Annotated in this window: 16 protein-coding genes and 1 pseudogene; 10 read left to right on the forward strand and 7 right to left on the reverse strand. The window is 71.8% G+C overall.

Features of this window, described 5'->3' with window-relative positions; all coding sequences use genetic code 11:
- Positions 1 to 27 precede the first annotated feature (27 nt).
- Entirely contained in the window at positions 28 to 1122 is a 1095-nt protein-coding gene (locus ACGFR9_RS21715) for an RICIN domain-containing protein (protein ID WP_393211052.1), read from the forward strand.
- 256 nt (positions 1123 to 1378) lie between these two features.
- Here ACGFR9_RS21715 and ACGFR9_RS21720 read toward each other — a convergent pair whose 3' ends face one another.
- Positions 1379 to 3058 (reverse strand): bifunctional 3'-5' exonuclease/DNA polymerase, encoded by a 1680-nt coding sequence (locus ACGFR9_RS21720; RefSeq protein WP_393211055.1) that lies wholly within the window; start codon positions 3056 to 3058, stop codon positions 1379 to 1381.
- 39 nt (positions 3059 to 3097) lie between these two features.
- Complete coding sequence (locus ACGFR9_RS21725) at positions 3098 to 3847, reverse strand: Clp protease N-terminal domain-containing protein (RefSeq protein WP_393211058.1); 750 nt, start codon at positions 3845 to 3847, stop codon at positions 3098 to 3100.
- A gap of 86 nt (positions 3848 to 3933) precedes the next feature.
- Between ACGFR9_RS21725 and ACGFR9_RS21730 the strand changes: the two genes are divergently transcribed.
- Positions 3934 to 5058, forward strand: a complete 1125-nt coding sequence (locus tag ACGFR9_RS21730) for a DUF2786 domain-containing protein (protein WP_393211061.1) — start codon at positions 3934 to 3936, stop codon at positions 5056 to 5058.
- Between the two features lie 205 nt (positions 5059 to 5263).
- On the opposite strand, the gene ACGFR9_RS21735 is transcribed toward ACGFR9_RS21730, so the two are convergent.
- Both ACGFR9_RS21735 and ACGFR9_RS21740 read right to left on the reverse strand, forming a co-directional pair.
- Positions 5264 to 5782 carry a DUF4232 domain-containing protein gene (locus tag ACGFR9_RS21735; RefSeq protein WP_393211064.1) on the reverse strand — a complete coding sequence of 173 codons (519 nt, stop codon included), beginning with the start codon at positions 5780 to 5782 and terminating at the stop codon, positions 5264 to 5266.
- 92 nt (positions 5783 to 5874) lie between these two features.
- Positions 5875 to 6324, reverse strand: coding sequence for a hypothetical protein (locus ACGFR9_RS21740; RefSeq protein ID WP_393211067.1), 450 nt, complete (start codon positions 6322 to 6324; stop codon positions 5875 to 5877).
- 479 nt (positions 6325 to 6803) lie between these two features.
- On the opposite strand from ACGFR9_RS21740, the gene ACGFR9_RS21745 reads away from it, so the two are divergent.
- Positions 6804 to 7088: a DUF397 domain-containing protein gene (locus ACGFR9_RS21745; RefSeq protein ID WP_393211070.1), complete on the forward strand. Its 285-nt coding sequence runs from the start codon at positions 6804 to 6806 to the stop codon at positions 7086 to 7088.
- A gap of 90 nt (positions 7089 to 7178) precedes the next feature.
- Here ACGFR9_RS21745 and ACGFR9_RS21750 read toward each other — a convergent pair whose 3' ends face one another.
- Positions 7179 to 7709, reverse strand: a complete 531-nt coding sequence (locus tag ACGFR9_RS21750) for an ATP-binding protein (RefSeq protein WP_393211072.1) — start codon at positions 7707 to 7709, stop codon at positions 7179 to 7181.
- A gap of 398 nt (positions 7710 to 8107) precedes the next feature.
- Here ACGFR9_RS21750 and ACGFR9_RS21755 point away from each other — a divergent pair, with 398 nt between their 5' ends.
- The 5 genes from ACGFR9_RS21755 to ACGFR9_RS21775 all read left to right on the forward strand — a co-directional run bounded on the left by ACGFR9_RS21755 (position 8108) and on the right by ACGFR9_RS21775 (position 13058).
- Positions 8108 to 8932 (forward strand): helix-turn-helix domain-containing protein, encoded by an 825-nt coding sequence (locus ACGFR9_RS21755; RefSeq protein ID WP_393211267.1) that lies wholly within the window; start codon positions 8108 to 8110, stop codon positions 8930 to 8932.
- 123 nt (positions 8933 to 9055) lie between these two features.
- Positions 9056 to 10516 (forward strand): aldehyde dehydrogenase family protein, encoded by a 1461-nt coding sequence (locus ACGFR9_RS21760; RefSeq protein WP_393211075.1) that lies wholly within the window; start codon positions 9056 to 9058, stop codon positions 10514 to 10516.
- A gap of 101 nt (positions 10517 to 10617) precedes the next feature.
- Entirely contained in the window at positions 10618 to 11265 is a 648-nt protein-coding gene (locus ACGFR9_RS21765; RefSeq protein WP_393211077.1) for a PadR family transcriptional regulator, read from the forward strand.
- A gap of 72 nt (positions 11266 to 11337) precedes the next feature.
- Entirely contained in the window at positions 11338 to 12294 is a 957-nt protein-coding gene (locus tag ACGFR9_RS21770; RefSeq protein WP_393211080.1) for an ATP-binding cassette domain-containing protein, read from the forward strand.
- Positions 12295 to 12329: 35 nt separating this feature from the next.
- Complete coding sequence (locus ACGFR9_RS21775; RefSeq protein ID WP_393211270.1) at positions 12330 to 13058, forward strand: ABC transporter permease; 729 nt, start codon at positions 12330 to 12332, stop codon at positions 13056 to 13058.
- A 58-nt stretch (positions 13059 to 13116) separates the two neighbouring features.
- On the opposite strand, the pseudogene ACGFR9_RS21780 reads toward ACGFR9_RS21775, so the two are convergent.
- Together ACGFR9_RS21780 and ACGFR9_RS21785 are read right to left on the reverse strand one after the other, a co-directional pair.
- Positions 13117 to 13576: pseudogene (locus ACGFR9_RS21780) on the reverse strand (pyridoxal-dependent decarboxylase); the annotation flags it as partial.
- A gap of 111 nt (positions 13577 to 13687) precedes the next feature.
- On the reverse strand, positions 13688 to 14977 hold the full coding sequence (locus ACGFR9_RS21785; protein ID WP_393211083.1) for an ion channel protein: 1290 nt from the start codon (positions 14975 to 14977) through the stop codon (positions 13688 to 13690).
- A 119-nt stretch (positions 14978 to 15096) separates the two neighbouring features.
- Between ACGFR9_RS21785 and ACGFR9_RS21790 the strand changes: the two genes are divergently transcribed.
- Both ACGFR9_RS21790 and ACGFR9_RS21795 read left to right on the forward strand, forming a co-directional pair.
- Positions 15097 to 15858 carry a MerR family transcriptional regulator gene (locus ACGFR9_RS21790; protein WP_393211086.1) on the forward strand — a complete coding sequence of 254 codons (762 nt, stop codon included), beginning with the start codon at positions 15097 to 15099 and terminating at the stop codon, positions 15856 to 15858.
- A gap of 143 nt (positions 15859 to 16001) precedes the next feature.
- Positions 16002 to 16844 (forward strand): DedA family protein, encoded by an 843-nt coding sequence (locus ACGFR9_RS21795; protein WP_393211089.1) that lies wholly within the window; start codon positions 16002 to 16004, stop codon positions 16842 to 16844.
- The last annotated feature ends 55 nt before the right edge of the window (positions 16845 to 16899 follow it).

A 16899-nucleotide genomic window follows, 5' to 3' on the forward strand; every position in this document is an offset into this window, starting at 1 on the left:
GCCGAGCCCGCCCGCGCATCCGAGCCCGTGGTCGAGCCGGAGGCTCCGGAAGCGATACCGGCGCCGTCCGATACCGGTGCCGCCGCCGGGAAGAGGCAAGAACAGGAACAGGAGTCGCGGCCGGCCGCCGAGCCCGCCGCCGAAGGCGAGGCGACGGCCGCTGTCGGCTCGGCCGCCAGCGGTGACGCAACGGGCGACACGAAGGCGAACGCGGACACGGCCGCCGACGAGACGGCGCCAGGACGTCTGCGCGGCCCCATGGTCGCCGCCGCCGCCCTCGTCGGCGCGGTGCTGATCTGCGTGCCCCTCCTGGTACTCGCCCTGAGCGGTGAGGAGGAGCGCACGGTCGAGACGGCTCCCGTCGGGGGGACGACGCTCGACCCCGGTGCGTCCGACGACCTGCCGGCCGCCGCCTATCAGGCCGCGTCCCCGTCCCCCTCGGAGTCGCCGAGCGCGGCGAAGTTGTCGACCGCCTCCCCGGCCGAGCCCAAGTCCGAGCCGGCGGTCGCCGGTCCGGTCACGACCGAGGCCGGGGTGAAGTCCGAACCCCGGCCGCAGACCGAGAAGAAGGCCGAGAGCAAGGCCGAGGACAAGGCCGAGCCGAAGACGAGGAAGACCCCCGAGATCACCGCCCGCCAGCTGGCCAACGCCCTCTCCACCCGGGTCAACGCGCAACTGAGGAACGTCGCCACCGGCAAGTGCGCCGACCTGCCCTACTACGACAAGGGTTCGGTCGACGGCCCGGTCAGCCAGTACAACTGCCGGCCCACGGGGGACAACCAGCTCTGGGACCTGGTGGTGGCCGACGCGGACGGCGGGCCCCGGGGGGCGAGCCTTTTCGTCGTCAGGAACCGCAAGGACGGGCTGTGCATGGACCTGCCCGACTACGGCGGTGTCGCGCCCGGGACCAAGGTCACCGAGTACCACTGCAGGCCGGCGGCCGACAACCAGCTCTGGTGGCTGGACCCGGCGTCGGGCGGCTACCGGATCCGCAACGCCGCGAGCGACCTGTGCATGAGCGTGGCCGGCGGCGGTTCCGCCGGGAACGATGCGAGGCTCCAGGTGGTGCCGTGCGGCTCGGGGTCGAGCGCCCTGCGCTGGTCCGTCGTATCAGTCGTCTGACCCTCCTGAACGGAAGTCACCGCTGACGTCCTCCCTCACCAGCCCGGTGAAGACCGTCCCGTCCCCCTGCCCGGAAGACGTGCGCCGCCGCGCGGGCGTCGACGCGGCCCACCCGGGATTTGCGGGCCTGACATCGCGGGCGCGGTCGTCGGCCGGGATGGGGAGGTGAGGACATGGAGACGCCGGGGATCGCCGTCGCGGTGGTGACCATGGGGAACCGGTCCGCCGAGGCGGACGACGGACGGAAACGGGCCGGTCACTTGGCGTCCGCGTAGCACTCCACCACCGCCGTCGTGAACGGGAACCGCACCGGTGTCTCGCCGAAGGTGAGCCGGCCCGCCAGGTCGGCGGCCCGCCGGATCGCCTCCGCCACCGTCGCCGCCTCCTCCTCGGGGCAGTGCACGATCACCTCGTCGTGCTGGAAGAAGACCAGCTCGGCCGCCATGCCGCTGAGGGCCTGCCGCAACGCGGCGAGCAGCAGCAGGGCCCAGTCGGCGGCGCTGCCCTGGACGACGAAGTTGCGGGCGAAGCGGCCCCGGGCGCGGGCGTTGGTCGATGCGTAGCCCGGGGTCCACGGGCCGGACTCGTCGTCGGTGAGCGGGATGCCCGCCTCCTCCGCCGTGTCGTCGCCCGTGCGGGCGGCCGGCGGGCAGGTGCGGCCCAGCCAGGTCCGTACGAGTCTGCCCTCCTCGCCCGCGCGGGCGGCCTCGTCGACGTATGCCACCGCCCTGGGGAAGCGGCGTCTGAGCGTGGCGAGGTTCTTCAGGCCGTCGCCGGAGGTCTGGCCGTACACCGCGCCGAGGACGGCGAGTTTGGCCTGGGCGCGGTCGCCGGCGAAGGCGCGGTCGGACACCGACTGGTAGAGGTCGGTCTCCCGGCCGGCCACCTGCATCAGTCCGGGGTCGCGGGAGATCGCCGCCAGCACGCGGGGCTCCATCTGGTCGGCGTCGGCGACTACGAGCCGCCAGCCCGGGTCGGCGACGGCCGCGCGGCGGATCACCTTGGGGATCTGCAGGGCGCCCCCGCCGTTGGTCACCCAGCGGCCGGTCACGGTGCCGCCGGCGAGGAACTCGGGCCGGAAGCGGCCGTCGCGCACCCAGTCCTGGAGCCAGGACCAGCCGTGGGCGACCCAGATCCGGTACAGCCTCTTGTACTCGAGCAGGGGTTTGACGGCCGGGTGGTCGACGGACTCGATCTCCCAGCGGCGGGTCGACGTGACCTTGACGCCGGCCCGCGAGAACGCCTTCACCACCTCGGCGGGCAGGTCCGGCCGGACCCGGTGACCGAAGGCGGCGGACACCTCGTCGGCGAGTTCGGCCAGCCGGCGCGGCTCGCCACCGCCCGCGTACCGCTCGCCCAGCAGGTCGTGCAGCACCGCGCGGTGCACGTCCGCCCGCCAGGGCAGCCCGGCGCGGTTCATCTCGGCGGCCACCAGCGTCCCCGCCGACTCGGCGGCCGTCAGCAGCCGCATCCGGTCCGGGTGCGCGGTCGCGTCGGTGCGCCGCTGCTGCTCGGCGTAGACCGCGAGGAGGTCCGGCAGGGGCAGCGGGACGCCCTGGGGTTCGAAGAGGGAGGACTGGGCGCCGGGTTCGGCATGGCGCTGCGGCGGATCGGGCGGTACGGGGCCGCCGCGCAGCCGGGCCAGCGCGGCCGCGGCCGAACGGGGTTCCCCGTACCGCCCCTCGTGGCCGAGGAGAAGGGTCTCGGCGGTCTCGACGTCGTAGGCCCGCTCCACTCGCACCCCCGTGGCGAGCAGACGCGGGTATACCTCGGCGGTGGACCGCCATACCCATCGCGTGACACCGGGGCGTCCGCGCACGGCTTCGGCGAGGTCCGGCTCCCGGTGCACCGGGCCGGCGGGCAGCCCGTCCGGGCCGAGGAGGGCGACGTCCACGCCACCGTCCCCGGCCGGAGCGAGCGCCCACCGGTCGGCCATGCTGCGAGTGTGGCAGGGGGGTCTGACAACGGCCCCCGGTCAGCCTTCCCGGCCGGTCTCGTCGGCCTGTTCGGTCTCGACGTACTGCGCCAGCATCTCGGCGACGTACCGCTCGGTGGCGGGCTTGGTGACGCCGAGACCGCTGAGGAGGCCCTCGCCGTTCTCGTGCTCGAGGAGGGCGAGCAGGATGTGCTCGGTGCCGATGTAGTTGTGGCCGAGGCGCAGGGCCTCGCGGAAGGTGAGCTCGAGGACCTTCTTGGCCGCCGGGCCGTACGGCACCAGCTCCGGGGCCTCCTCGACGGCCGGCGGGAGCGCCGCGCGGGCGGCCTCGGCGACCGCCCGCACGGTGACGCCCTGCTCGTCGATCGCCTTGACCGCCAGTCCCCACGGCTCGGCCAGCAGACCGAGGACCAGGTGCTCGGGCAGGCCCTCGGCGTTGTGCGCGGTCTGGGCCTCGGTGTGCGCGGCCATGATCACGTTGCGGGCACGGGGCGTGTAGCGGTTGAAGCCCTGGCTCGGGTCGAGGTCGTTGCCCTCCTTCGGTACGAAGCGCTTCTGGGCCGCCTGCCGTGTGACGCCCATGCTCCGGCCGATGTCGGTCCAGGAGGCGCCCGAACGGCGGGCCTGGTCCACGAAGTGGCCGATCAGGTGGTCGGCCACGTCACCGAGGTGCTCACCGGCGAGCACCGCGTCCTGGAGCTGTGCGAGCGGCTCCTCGTGGACCTTCTTGATGGCCGCGATGAGGTCGTCGAGACGGATGGATGACTTGATGGCGGGGTCCTTCGTCATGTGTCAACCGTAAGTTGACACCCCTGCACTGTCAACCCACGGTTGACACCTTCGGGTGAATGCTCCGGACGTGGCACGATCGGCCCGTGAGTACGTCCAGCACCGTCGACCGCGCCTTCCGGGCCGCCCTTTACGACACCGGCGACACCGCCCTCGACACCGGCGCGTCCCTGCTCGCCGCAGATCCCGCGGCCGACGCGGAACTCGCCCGGCGGGGCGAGGAGTTCGTGGCCACCGCCTGGCAGCGCGGCTGGCAGCCCGCCGATGTCGTACGGATCGTCCGGCGCGAGCTGGACGACGTCCACGTACGGCTCGTCACCGCGCTGATCCTTGCGGGGGCACCGCGCGACGACCGGCCGCGCGGGCCCCGCTGGCAGGCCCAGCTCGACGAGCTGGAAGCGGACGACGTCCCGCGCGGTGACCGTTTCTCGTACGCCTCGGCCGTACTGGAGCTGTACCGCCTGCTACTGCGGCTGCCCGCCCTCGAACCCCTCGACGAGACCGCCGCCCCGGATCCGCGCGACCGGCGGCCCGAGTCCCGCATGCTCGGCCGCATCCGCGCGCTGCTCGCCAAGGCGGAGGCGACGGGGTTCCCGGACGAGGCGGAGGCACTGAGCGCCAAGGCGCAGGAGCTGATGGCCCGGCACAGCGTCGACGAGGCGCTGCTCGCCGCGCGGGCGCCCTCCGCCGCGACGCCGGGAGCCTGCCGGATCGGCGTGGAGCCGCCGTACGAGCAGGCCAAGGCGGTCCTGCTGGACGCGGTCGCCGGCGCGAACCACTGCCGGGCCGTGTGGAACGAACCGCTCGGCTTCTCCACCGTGGTCGGCTTCGCCTCGGACCTGGAGGCGGTGGAACTCCTCTACACCTCACTGCTGGTGCAGGCCACCACGGCGATGACCCGGGCGGAGGCCGCGCAGCGGGCCGGCGGACGCAAGCGGACCAAGACCTTCCGGCAGTCCTTCCTCGCCGCCTACGCGCACCGCGTGGGCACCCGTCTCGCGGCTGTCGCCGAGACCCAGGTGAGCGACGATCTGCTCCCGGTCCTCGCCTCCCGCGCGGTGGCGGTCACCGAGCGGACGGACCGCCTGTTCCCGGAGACGACGACCACCCGGCTGCGCGGGGTGAGCGACGCGGCGGGCTGGGAGGAGGGCGCCCGCGCGGCCGACGACGCCCAGGTCAGGGCCCGCCCGCACCTTCCCGGCGCGTCCTAGGCCCTGTCGTCGAACGGCCGTTTGCCGCGCGACGCGGCGCGGGAGGTGCCCCCACTCGCCGCACCGGACCCTGAGCCGGGTACATCCGGTACGAGGCCCAGGGCCCGGCACTCCCGCAGCCTTCGGCCGGGGGACCCCCAGAGCACGCACCTGACGCCGCGCGGCCCGCCCTGAGGGGCGGACGCCGGGAAGGTGACGACAGGACCTAGTCACCCACCTGCTGGTACGCGCCCACGGAGATCTCGTGGCCGCCCCGGCCGTCGGACGCGACCGGGCCGTACGTCCAGCGGAACGTACGGCTGTCCGAGTCGCCGGGGAGCTCGACCCGCAGGTTCGCGGCGTCGAAGGAGCCGTCCCCGCGCGGGCCGCGTTCGTAGACGAGGGTGAAGGACGCGGACTCGCCCTTGGCCAGGGTCAGCTTCTGCGCCTTGGCCCCCTCGGCCGGCGGCACGTCCAGGCTCTCGGAGTCACCGGTCCCCGCCAGCAGCACCTCGGGGAAGCCCTCGAGGGTGCACGAGGCGCTCTGGTTGGTGAAGGCGACGGGAACCTCACCGGTGTCCCCCGCGGCCGGCGCGATGCTCGCGGGCCCGACCTCCATGCTCACCGTGCCGGCCGAGCAGGGGCTGCTGTCCGGCTTCCCGTCGTCACCGTCCGGGCCGCCGCAGGCGGTCAGCAGGAGAAGCGCGGCGAGGACGGCGGGGACGGCGATCGGCGTGGTGCGCATGAATGATCCTCTGGGGTTCGTGGAAGTGCCCATCGGCCATCATCACGCACCGCCACCGGTTCGCCGGAGAAGGTGACCCGCCGGTCGGGGCGCTACGAACCCACCCCATCCGTCGGCAGCCCCGACGGGAAGGAGCCGCCCTCCGCCCTGGTGTACGTCTCGGTGCCGAGGGGGCTCTTCCAGGTGACCTTCAGGGAGTCCTTGTCGACGGAATCGACCGTGCCGTTCGCCCGGTCCTCGTCGTCGCCGCACTTCAGGCGGATCGTCCGGGTTCCGCCCTCCTCCCGCGCGGTACCGCTGCACACGGTGCCGCCGGTGGCGAAGAGGGCGGCCTCCTCGCCGCTGACCATCAGGACGACGGCCTGGCTGTCGACCGTGACGAGCCAGCTGCCCTCCAGCGGGCCCGCCGGAGCCTTGCTCGCTTCGGGGCTCGGGGTCGCCGTGGCCGACAGGGCGGGCGTGGGCTTGGAGTCCGAGTCGTCCGAGTCGTCGGAGCCGCCCCCACCGCCCGCGGTCAGCGCGAGCGCGCCGGCCAGCCCCACGGCCGCCGTCGCGAGCCGCGCGCGCCGGGACCGCCACCCGCGCGGTGCCGGCGGCGATACGCGTGAGTGCCCCACCCAAGCCCTCGAAGTCACTGCGAGCCCCCTAGCTGAATCCGGCCCCGGCGGCCGGACGACCGCCGTCAGCTAACAGGACCCGCCCTCCGGCCCACCAGCCTCCGTGACGCACCTCGCACAGCATGTCCACTGCTGAACGGCGGGGCCGGGACGTGGAATGCGGGCAGCACGCAAGGGAACACGAGGGAACACATGGGCTCCCGCGCGCGTCTCATTGGGAGCGGGGTTCGGTAAGGCATCCGCCAAAGCGGACACGACACGACCGCAAGGGCTGTAATCGCGGGAACACCGCGCGTGCACGTGCATATGCCCATGCATCTGCACATGAAACAAAGCTATGATCCGCATCAGTTGACCACTGCATCAATGGCCACACCAGCCAGTGCACCAGCGGGGAGCGACTTGTGGACCACGACGTGTACGACGGCGACGTGTACGACGGTGCCGACGCGTCCGGCGTGTACAACGGCATGGCGGCCACCGGGCTCGACGGTGTGGCCTGGCAGAAGAGCCGGCACAGCAACTCGCAGGGATCCTGCGTGGAGTTCGCCCGGCTGCCCGGCGGCGAGGTGGCGGTGCGCAACTCCCGTTTCCCCGAAGGCCCCGCGCTCGTCTACACCCGCGCGGAGATCGAGGCCATGCTGCTGGGCGTGAAGGACGGCGAGTTCGACCACCTGGTCGCCGGCTGACCGGTGCGCGGGGGCGGATGGTGGCGCCCCGAGGTGCTCAGGAGGCGATGACGCGCGTAGAACCGCGGCGCCCGGACGCGCCGCGGTTCGTCATACGCCGGGACCGGAGCGGTCCGCCGTGTGCGGCAGCCGGAACAGCGCCCAGACCACCTTGCCGCCGAGCCGCCCGGCCATCGGGTGCCAGCCCCAGCCGTCGCTGAAGGAGTCGACGAGGAACAGTCCCCGGCCCGACTCGGCGGAGAAGTCGGCGGGGAGGTCGTCCGGGTCACGGGCGACGGGACCGTCGTCGCTGGGGTCGCGCACCGCGCACACCAGCCGCTCCGTCCACCGCAGCAGATGCAGCCGTACCGGCAGGTCCGGCGCCGTCGGACGCGGGGTGCCGGCCGGCAGCGCGTGCCGCAGCGCGTTGGTGACCAGTTCGGAGACGACCAGGCACACGTCGTCGAAGCGGTCGCCGGTGTCCCACTGCTCGAGTGTCTTGCGGGTGAACCGCCGGGCCTCGCGGACCGCTTCGTAGCGGGCGGGGAGGGTGCAGGAGGCGGCGTCGGAGGCGGCCGCGAGGTTCAGCGGCGGAAGGCCCTGCCGTAACGGCTGGAGCATGGTCGATCCATTCGTCCCCATGCGAGGCACTCCCGGGAATTCGCGGTCGTAGCGAGGCTGCGGTGGTGCGGGACCATGGTTTCCGATACGTACAGCAGATGCAAGGGCAGATGCACGTGCAGCTGACCGAAATCGGCGCCCCCGTGCTGGTTTGGTGGGCATTTTTTCCGTCAACTTCGTGTCCTCTTCCGCCTGTTCCCTTGCCTCGTCGTGACTTCTCCCCTCTCCTCTCTTGCTGCTTCCGTGCCCGTTCCGTGCCCGTTCCGTGCTCGTTCCTGATCGGAGTGAGCGGCTGGATTCCGTTTCCGTAACCGGACGAGTACTGCTCGAAGTGTTTTAGTGGCAGACTGCGGGCCCTGAAGACGTTGGGGAGGCTGGCGAACGTGAGCGCGGGAGAGCCGGGATCGGTGGTGCGGCGCATGCTGCTCGGATCACAACTACGGCGACTGCGTGAGGCGCGGGGGATCACGCGCGAGGCCGCGGGCTACTCGATCCGCGCCTCCGAATCGAAGATCAGCCGCATGGAGTTGGGCCGGGTGAGCTTCAAGACCAGGGATGTCGAAGACCTCCTGACGCTGTACGGCATCACGGACGAGCAGGAGCGCCTGTCGCTGGTCTCCCTCGCCAAGGAGGCCAATGTGGCGGGCTGGTGGCACAGTTACTCGGACGTGCTGCCGAGCTGGTTCCCGACGTACGTGGGCCTGGAGGGCGCGGCCTCGCTGATCCGGGCGTACGAGGTGCAGTTCGTGCACGGCCTGCTGCAGACCGAGGAGTACGCCCGCGCGGTGGTCCGCCGGGGCATGAAGGGCGCGAGCGAGGAGGACGTCGAGCGGCGGGTGACGCTGCGCCTGGAGCGGCAGAAGTACCTGGTCGCGGAGAGCGCCCCCGAGTTCCACGTCGTCCTCGACGAGGCCGCCCTGCGCCGGCCGTACGGCGACCGCGCGGTGATGCGCGGCCAGCTCCAGCACCTCATCGACATCTCCGAGCGGCCCAACGTCCGGCTGCAGGTCATGCCGTTCAGTCTCGGCGGGCATTCCGGCGAGTCGGGCGCGTTCACCCTCCTCAGCTTCCCGGAGTCCGATCTGTCGGACGTCGTGTACCTGGAGCAGCTGACCAGCGCGCTGTACCTCGACAAACCCGAGGACGTGGCCCAGTACGAGAAGGCCCTCAAGGACCTCCTGCACGACAGTCCGGGCCCGTCGGAGAGCCGGGACCTCCTGCGCGGACTGCTGCAACTGTCCTAGGAGAGCCCGTACGGCTGTGCGGACGACCCCTGCAACTCGTATGCAACATAAGTACGATGACGTCCAGTCAGGTAATACGGTCGATCAGTGCTCCGCTGATGCAGCAAGGGATCGAGGAATCACATGCCGTCGTACTTCACCGACCTCGCTCAGCAGTACATCGACGGTGAGTGGCGCCCGGGCACCGGCTCCTGGGACATCATCGACTTCAACCCGTACGACGACGAGAAGCTCGCGTCGATCACCATCGCCACGGTCGACGAGGTCGATCAGGCCTACAAGGCGGCCGCCCGCGCGCAGAAGGAATGGGCGCGGACCAACCCGTACGCCCGCCGCGCGGTGTTCGAGAAGGCGCTCAGGCTGGTCGAGGAGCGCGAGGAGGAGATCGCCGAGGCGATCGTCGCCGAACTCGGCGGCACCCGCCTGAAGGCCGCCTTCGAGCTGCACCTCGCCAAGGAGTTCCTGCGCGAGGCGGTCCATCTGGCGCTGGCCCCCGAGGGCCGGATCATCCCCTCGCCGGTCGACGGCAAGGAGAACCGCGTCTACCGCGTGCCCGTCGGCGTCGTGGGCGTGATCAGCCCCTTCAACTTCCCCTTCCTGCTCTCCCTGAAGTCCGTCGCCCCCGCACTCGCGCTCGGCAACGGCGTGGTGCTCAAGCCGCACCAGGACACGCCGGTCGTCGGCGGCTCCCTCGTCGCGAAGATCTTCGAGGACGCGGGCCTGCCCGGCGGTCTGCTCAACGTCGTCATCACCGACATCGCAGAGATAGGCGACGCCTTCCTGGAGCACCCGGTCCCGAAGGTCATCTCCTTCACCGGCTCGGACGCGGTCGGCCGCCGTGTGGCCACCGTCTGCGCCTCCCTCTTCAAGCGCTCGGTGCTCGAACTCGGCGGCAACAGCGCGCTGGTGGTGCTCGACGACGCCGACCTCGACTACGCCGTGGACGCGGCCGTGTTCAGCCGGTACGTCCATCAGGGCCAGGTCTGCATGGCCGCCAACCGTGTGCTGGTGGACCGCTCGGTGGCCGACGAGTTCACCGAGAAGTTCGTCGCCAAGGTCCGCTCCCTCAAGGCCGGCGACCCGCGTGACCCGGAGACGGTCATCGGCCCGGTGATCAACTCCCGCCAGGCGGACACCCTGTCCGGCGTGGTCGAGCAGGCGCTCGCCGAGGGCGCCACCGCCCTGGTCTGGGGCGCGCGCCGGGACAACCTGGTCGAGCCGTCCGTCCTCACCGGTCTGCCCGCCGGCTCGGCCCTGCTGAAGCAGGAGGTCTTCGGACCCGTCGCCTTCCTCGTCCCGTTCGACGGTGAGGAGGAGGCCGTACGCCTCGTCAACGACACGCCGTACGGCCTGAGCGGCGCCGTGCACACCGGGGACATCGAGCGGGGCGTCCGCTTCGCCAAGCGGATCGACACCGGCATGTTCCACGTGAACGACGGCACCGTGCACGACGAGCCGATCGTCCCCTTCGGCGGCGAGAAGAGCTCCGGCATCGGCCGGCTCAACGGCGACACCATGCTGGACGCCTTCACCACGGTGAAGTGGATCTCGGTGCAGCACGGCCGGAGCGGCTTCCCGTTCTGAGCGGGCACGCGCGGGCGGGGACCGGCGGAAGACCGCCGCGGGCGGCCGGCAGCGGGCAGGGCAGCCCCCGGGCCTGATCCCGGGGGTCCTACGCTGGCCCCATGTCAGCAATCCGTCTCCTGGTGCTCGGCGCCGTGCGCCAGCACGGGCGGGCCCACGGCTACCAGGTGCGCAACGACCTGGAGTACTGGGGCGCGCACGAGTGGTCCAACGCCAAGCCCGGCTCGATCTACCACGCGCTGAAGCAGATGGCGAAGCAGGGACTGCTGCTCGCGCACGAGATCGCGCCGTCCACGGCGGGCGGGCCCCCGCGCGTGGAGTACGAGATCACCGCGCGGGGCACCGAGGAGTACCTGACACTGCTGCGCGCCTACCTCACCGCCTACGACCAGCGGCCGGACGTCCTCACCGCGGCGCTCGGCTTCATGGTCGACCTGCCGCGTGAGGAGGCCCTCGCCCTCCTGGAGGAGCGGGTGCGCAAGATCGAGGAGTGGCGGTCCTCCGTCACCGAGTACTACACACCCGAGGACGGCCCCGGCCAGCTCGGGCACATCGGCGAGATCATGAACTTCTGGGTGCACTCCGCCGACTCCGGCGCGGAATGGACGAGGGGCCTGATCGAGCGTGTCCGGGGTGGCGCCTACACCTTCGCCGGTGAGGGCGACCCGTTCGTCGGGGTGCTGGCGGAGGGGCAGGAGAACCCGTTCGCGTCGGGACGGCCGCACGCCGACGAACAGGACGCCCGCTAATCAAGTTTGACCAATCACTCCGCGCGCGTTACGTTCTCCAGGTAGTCAAATTTGTCTAGCGAGGGAGTCCGAGTGGCCGACGCGGCGATCACCGTCGAAGGGGCACGCAAGACATTCGGTGGCAAACACGCATTGGACGGCCTCGATCTGACCGTCACCCGCGGCACCGTGCACGGGGTGCTGGGGCCCAACGGCGCGGGCAAGACGACCCTGGTCCGCATCCTGTCCACCCTGCTCCGCCCCGACGCGGGCCGGGTCGAGGTGGCGGGTCACGACGTCGTGCGCGAGGCGTACGCCGTACGGCTGCGCATCGGCCTGCTCGGCCAGCACGCGGCGCTCGACGAGGAGCTCGGCGGCCGGCAGAACCTGGAGCTGTTCGGCCGGCTGCACCACCTGGGCGCGCGCCGCGCACGCGCGCGTGCGGACGAACTCCTGGAGCGCTTCGAGCTCTCCGGCACCGGACCCAAGGCGGTGAAGCAGTACAGCGGCGGCATGCGGCGCCGCCTGGATCTCGCCGCCTCCCTGATCACCGAACCGGAGGTGCTGTTCCTGGACGAACCCACCACCGGCCTCGACCCGCGCGGCCGCGCGGAGGTGTGGGACTCCGTCCGCTCCCTGGTCGGCGGCGGTACGACGGTCCTGCTCACCACCCAGTACCTGGAGGAGGCCGACCAGCTCGCCGACCGCATCTGTCTGGTCGACGCCGGCCGGGTCGTCGCCGACGGCACGGCGGACACGCTCAAGGCCACCATCGGCGGCGACCGCATCGACGTCGTCCTGCGCGACGCGGGGCAGCTGGGCGCGGCCGTCGCCCTGCTGCCCGTGGCCAAGGACGCGGTCACCGTGGACACCGACCGGCGGCTCCTCAGCGCCCCGGTCACCGACCGCATGGCGGCCCTGACCGGTGTCGTGCGCGCGCTGGAGGAGGCCGGTATCGAGGCCGAGGACATCGCCCTGCGCAGGCCCACCCTCGACGAGGTGTTCCTGCGGCTGACCGGACACGACGACCGGACGAAGGAGGCCGCGTGAGCAGCCCGGCGTACGCCCTGACCGACTCCTGGACCATGACCCGCCGCGAACTCGCCCGCTGGGGACGCCGGCCGGCGGCGGTGGTGGTGAACCTGGTCTTCCCGGTGATGCTGCTGCTGATGTTCGGCTACCTGGTCGGCGGCGGTCGGGGCGTCAGCGGGGACTACCTCGACTTCCTGGTGCCCGGCATGCTCGCGCTCACCATGGCCTTCGGCCTGGAGGGCACGATGATCGCGGTCACCCAGGACCTCGACAAGGGGGTCATCGACCGCTTCCGCTCCATGCCCATGGCGAACGGCGCGGTCCTGGTCGGCCGTTCCGCCGCCGACATGCTCCAGTCGGCGCTCGGCCTGACGGTCCTCCTCGCCGTCGCCGCCGCGCTCGGCTGGCGCCCGCAGGGCGGCCCGGACGGCTTCCTCGGCGCCGTGGGACTGCTCCTGCTGTTCCGGTTCGCCATGCTGTGGATCGGCATCCACCTGGCCCTGATCGCCGGGAAACCGGAACTCGTGCAGGCCGTACAGATCCTGGTCTGGCCGGTCGGCTTCCTGTCCAACGCCTTCGCCGCCCCCGAGTCCATGCCGGGCTGGCTGGGCACGGTCGTCGAATGGAACCCCATGTCCCAGACCGCCACCGCCGTACGCGACCTCTTCGGCAGCCCCGGCGGCGAACCGGGCCACACAGGGGCCGCCGTCGTATGGCCCCTGGCCCTGCTGGCGGTGTTCCTCCCGCTGGCGGTACGGAGGTTCTCGCGGCTCAGCCGTTAGTGAGGGAAGCCGGTGGCCGTGTTCCCGTCGCGTGTACGGGGACGCGGTCGCCGGCCGACCGCGCCACGACCTGCGCGACCGGCCGGGAGAAGTTCAGTGCGAAGGTCGGCGGGTCGCCACCCGGGTAGTTTCACCCGGAGGACCGGTTCACTCGGGCAGCGCCCGCGCGTCCCGCCACGGCGCCCCGCCGCCACCCGGGTGGACCAGCCCGTACTTGTGCCCGGACGTGGTGATCGACGCCTCGCGCGGGAGACGGAAGTCCCACACCAGGTCCTCGTCGGGGAACGGCGCGATCATCGCCCCCGACACCGGCTCGACGGCGGCCCCCCGGGTCGAGGCGGAACCGCTCGCCCGCCCTGCGCACCTGACGGGGATTCACCTCCCGGAAGGTGCGGGACTTGTCCCGGCGGACCTGGACGTTGACGCCCCTGACGAGGTTCGGACGCGCACCCCGCGCGAGGCCCCGTTCGCTCCAGCGCCATCCCGGCGAGCATGCGCGCCTCACTCGAACCGGCCGTCCCAGGAAGGGGTCCACGGACACGGGGCGTTCGTCGTGCCGCGGGCCTCTGTGGAGCGGCATGGGTGCCTCCGGATCCCGGGAACGACGGATGAGGGGGAGCGGGGGACGGTCAGCGCACGGCGGTTCCGTCCGCCCGCAGCTGCATGTGCGGACGCCCCGTCACCAGCAGCCAGGCCGGCAGCGAGGCGACGCACAGAAGGGCGAGGATCCCGGGGGAGGCGACCAGGACGGCGGCGACGAACAGGCTCACCCAGCCCTGCCGGGTGATGGCCAGCAGAACCCCCAGCACACCCGCCGACACGCCCACCGCGGGCTGCACCCCGGGCACCAGCGCGTGCGCGCACAGCCCGAGCGCGGTGCCGACGAACACCGCGGGGAAGATCCGCCCGCCCCGGAAACCGCAGGACGCGGCGACGAGCAGCGCGGCCAGTTTGACGATCGTCATCGTGGCGAACCCGCCCGCCGACCAGCCTTCGGGGTCGCGCGCCAGTACCGCGATCTCGTCGAGCCCCTTGAACAGGGTCAGATGCCCGCCCAGCGCCGCCAGGGCGCCCAGCAACACGCCACCCGCCGGCAGCATCAGCATCGGGTGCCGCAGCCGCCGGAACACCCCATGGACGTACGGGAAGGCGTAGACGGCGCACATGCCGAGCACGGCGCCGACGGAGGCGACCACGAGGGACGCCAGCAGGTCGCCCCAGCCGGGATGCCCGAACGGCGGCAGATGGAGGTCGAAACTCGGCTCCGACACCAGCGCGATGGTGAGCGCGCCGGCCCCGGCGGCCGCCAGCGGCGCGAAGAGGCTGTCCCACAGCTGTCCCTTGAGCCGCTGCCCCGCCAGCGCCTCGGAGATCACCAGAGCGGCGGCGACCGGCGTCCCGAACAGCGCCCCGATCGTCCCGGCCTCCGCCAGCGCCACCCAGCCCCGCTCCGGAGCCTTCGGGAAGGCCCTGGCGCCCAGCCACACCGCCAGCGAGACGTTCACCGCGATGATCGGGTTCTCGGGCCCCAGGCTCGGCCCGCCGGCCAGCATGAGCGCCGTCGCCAGCAGCAGCCCCGGCAGCACCGCCGGCGGCAGCACCGGCGCGTCGAGTCCCGTGGTCGCCGGATCGGGCCCCGCGTGCCCCGGCGCCTTCCACACCACCAGCCCGACCGCGATCCCGGTGGCGACGAGCATCACGAACATCCACAGCACGGAGTACCGGCCGACGCCCAGGGCGTCCGGCAGACCCTGCCAGAGCACGTCCTGCAGCTCCTCGGCCGCCGTGCTCACCCCCACCAGGACCAGGCTCGTCACCACGCCCACGAGCAGCGCGGGGACGATGGTCGGCAGCAGGGAGCGCGCCTCGGCCGCCGGAGCGGTGGCGGCGGGTGTCTGCGGTGCGCTGTCCTGGGCCACGCGCACACGATAAGCGGACGAAGCGGACGAAGCGGACGAAGCGGACAAAGCCGTAAGCGGCTTGCACCTCACGCGACGTGAGGGCCGAAGGTGGAACGCGTACCGAGAAGGGAGCGGAAGTGAGCTACACCGTGGGACGGGTCGCCGGATTCGCCGGAGTCACGGTGCGCACCCTGCACCACTACGACGACATCGGCCTGCTCACCCCGAGCGAGCGCAGCCACGCGGGCCACCGGCGTTACAACGACGCCGACCTCGACCGGCTGCAGCAGATCCTGTTCTACCGCGAGCTCGGCTTCCCGCTCGACGAGGTCGCCGTCCTGCTCGACGACCCGGAGGCGGACCCGCGCGCGCATCTGCGCCGGCAGCACGAACTGCTGACCGCCCGGATCGAGAAGCTGCGGAAGATGGCGGCGGCCGTGGAGAACGCCATGGAGGCACGCAAGATGGGAATCAACCTCACGCCCGAGGAGAAGTTCGAGGTGTTCGGGGACAAGGACCCCGAGCAGTACGCCGAGGAGGCCGAGGAACGCTGGGGCGGCACCGAGGCGTACGCCGAGTCGCAGCGCCGCGCGGCGACCTACACCAAGGAGGACTGGAAGCGCGTCCAGGCCGAGGTCGACGACTGGCAGGAGCGGTACACCGCCCTGATCGCCGCCGGGGTACAGCCGGCCGACGAGGCCGCCATGGAACTCGCCGAGGAACACCGGCGGCACATCGGCAAGTGGTACTTCGAGGTGCCGTACGAGATGCACCGGTGCTTCGGGGAGATGTACGTCGCCGACGAGCGCTTCAAGGCGTACTACGACTCCATGCGGCCCGGTCTCGCCGAGCACCTCAGGGACGCGATCCTCGCCAACGCCGAGCGGCACACCTCCTGAGCGTCGCGGCCCGGCCCGCACCCGGGCCGCGACCTGCGGATTGCGTGTCCTGGCACCCCCGCGGAACCCGGGCGTCCACGGCTGCGTTCATAATTTGGGCAGCGAACCCAGCCCTGACCCCCAGCTGCAGGAGCCACATCCCCGTGACCACGCTTGCGCTCGGCCCTGAGTGGCTGAGCCCGGACTACCTGATCGAGACCTTCAGCCTTCCCGGCATTCTGCTGATCGTCTTCGCGGAGTCCGGACTCTTCGCGTTCCTGCCCGGTGACTCCCTGCTGTTCACGGCGGGTCTCTTCGTGGCCGAGGGCAACTACATCACCCAGCCGCTGTGGCTGGTGTGCACCCTGATCGTGGCGGCCGCCGTCATCGGCGACCAGGTCGGCTACATGATCGGCAAGTTCTTCGGGCCGAAGCTGTTCAGCAGGCCGAACTCCAAGCTCTTCAAACAGGAGAACCTGGAGAAGGCCCACGAGTTCATGGAGAAGTACGGCCCCAAGGCGATCGTCCTGGCCCGCTTCGTCCCCATCGTGCGCACGTTCGCGCCCATCGTGGCCGGTGCCGGCCGCATGAAGTACCGCACGTTCCTGACGTACAACCTCATCGGCGGTATCGCCTGGGGCAGCGGCGTCACCCTCGCGGGTTACTGGCTCGGACAGATCGAGTTCATCAAGACCAACGTCGAGGCGATCCTCGTCCTCATCGTCGTCGTCTCCGTGGTGCCGATCCTCATCGAGTACCTGCGCGAGCGCGGCAAGAAGAAGCGCGCCGCCGCCGCAGCGGCCGCGGCCCCGCAGCAGCCCCAGTACCCGGTCATGGACGACGCCACGACCCAGCTGCGCCGCATCACCCCGGCCCAGCCCCAGCAGCCCCACTACGGCAACCAGGGCCACCCCCAGCAGGGCTACCAGCAGCAGCCCCAGCAGCCTTACGGCAACGACCAGTACTACGACCAGAACCAGCAGCAGCCGTACAACAGGGGCTACTGAAGCGCCCCGAAGGGGCGCGGGGAACTGCGCGAACAACCCCCACCGGCCCGCGGTC

Source organism: Streptomyces sp. NPDC048584, from assembly GCF_043199595.1.
Lineage (GTDB): Bacteria > Actinomycetota > Actinomycetes > Streptomycetales > Streptomycetaceae > Streptomyces > Streptomyces edwardsiae.

Coding starts and splice junctions, on each gene's coding strand:
- ACGFR9_RS21720 (WP_393211055.1), bottom strand. CDS start 3,058: ATGGCCGACCGGTGGGCGCTCGCTCCGGCCGGGGACGGTGGCGTGGAC.
- ACGFR9_RS21725 (WP_393211058.1), bottom strand. CDS start 3,847: ATGACGAAGGACCCCGCCATCAAGTCATCCATCCGTCTCGACGACCTC.
- ACGFR9_RS21735 (WP_393211064.1), bottom strand. CDS start 5,782: ATGCGCACCACGCCGATCGCCGTCCCCGCCGTCCTCGCCGCGCTTCTC.
- ACGFR9_RS21750 (WP_393211072.1), bottom strand. CDS start 7,709: ATGGGGACGAATGGATCGACCATGCTCCAGCCGTTACGGCAGGGCCTT.
- ACGFR9_RS21755 (WP_393211267.1), top strand. CDS start 8,108: ATGCTGCTCGGATCACAACTACGGCGACTGCGTGAGGCGCGGGGGATC.
- ACGFR9_RS21760 (WP_393211075.1), top strand. CDS start 9,056: ATGCCGTCGTACTTCACCGACCTCGCTCAGCAGTACATCGACGGTGAG.
- ACGFR9_RS21765 (WP_393211077.1), top strand. CDS start 10,618: ATGTCAGCAATCCGTCTCCTGGTGCTCGGCGCCGTGCGCCAGCACGGG.
- ACGFR9_RS21775 (WP_393211270.1), top strand. CDS start 12,330: ATGACCCGCCGCGAACTCGCCCGCTGGGGACGCCGGCCGGCGGCGGTG.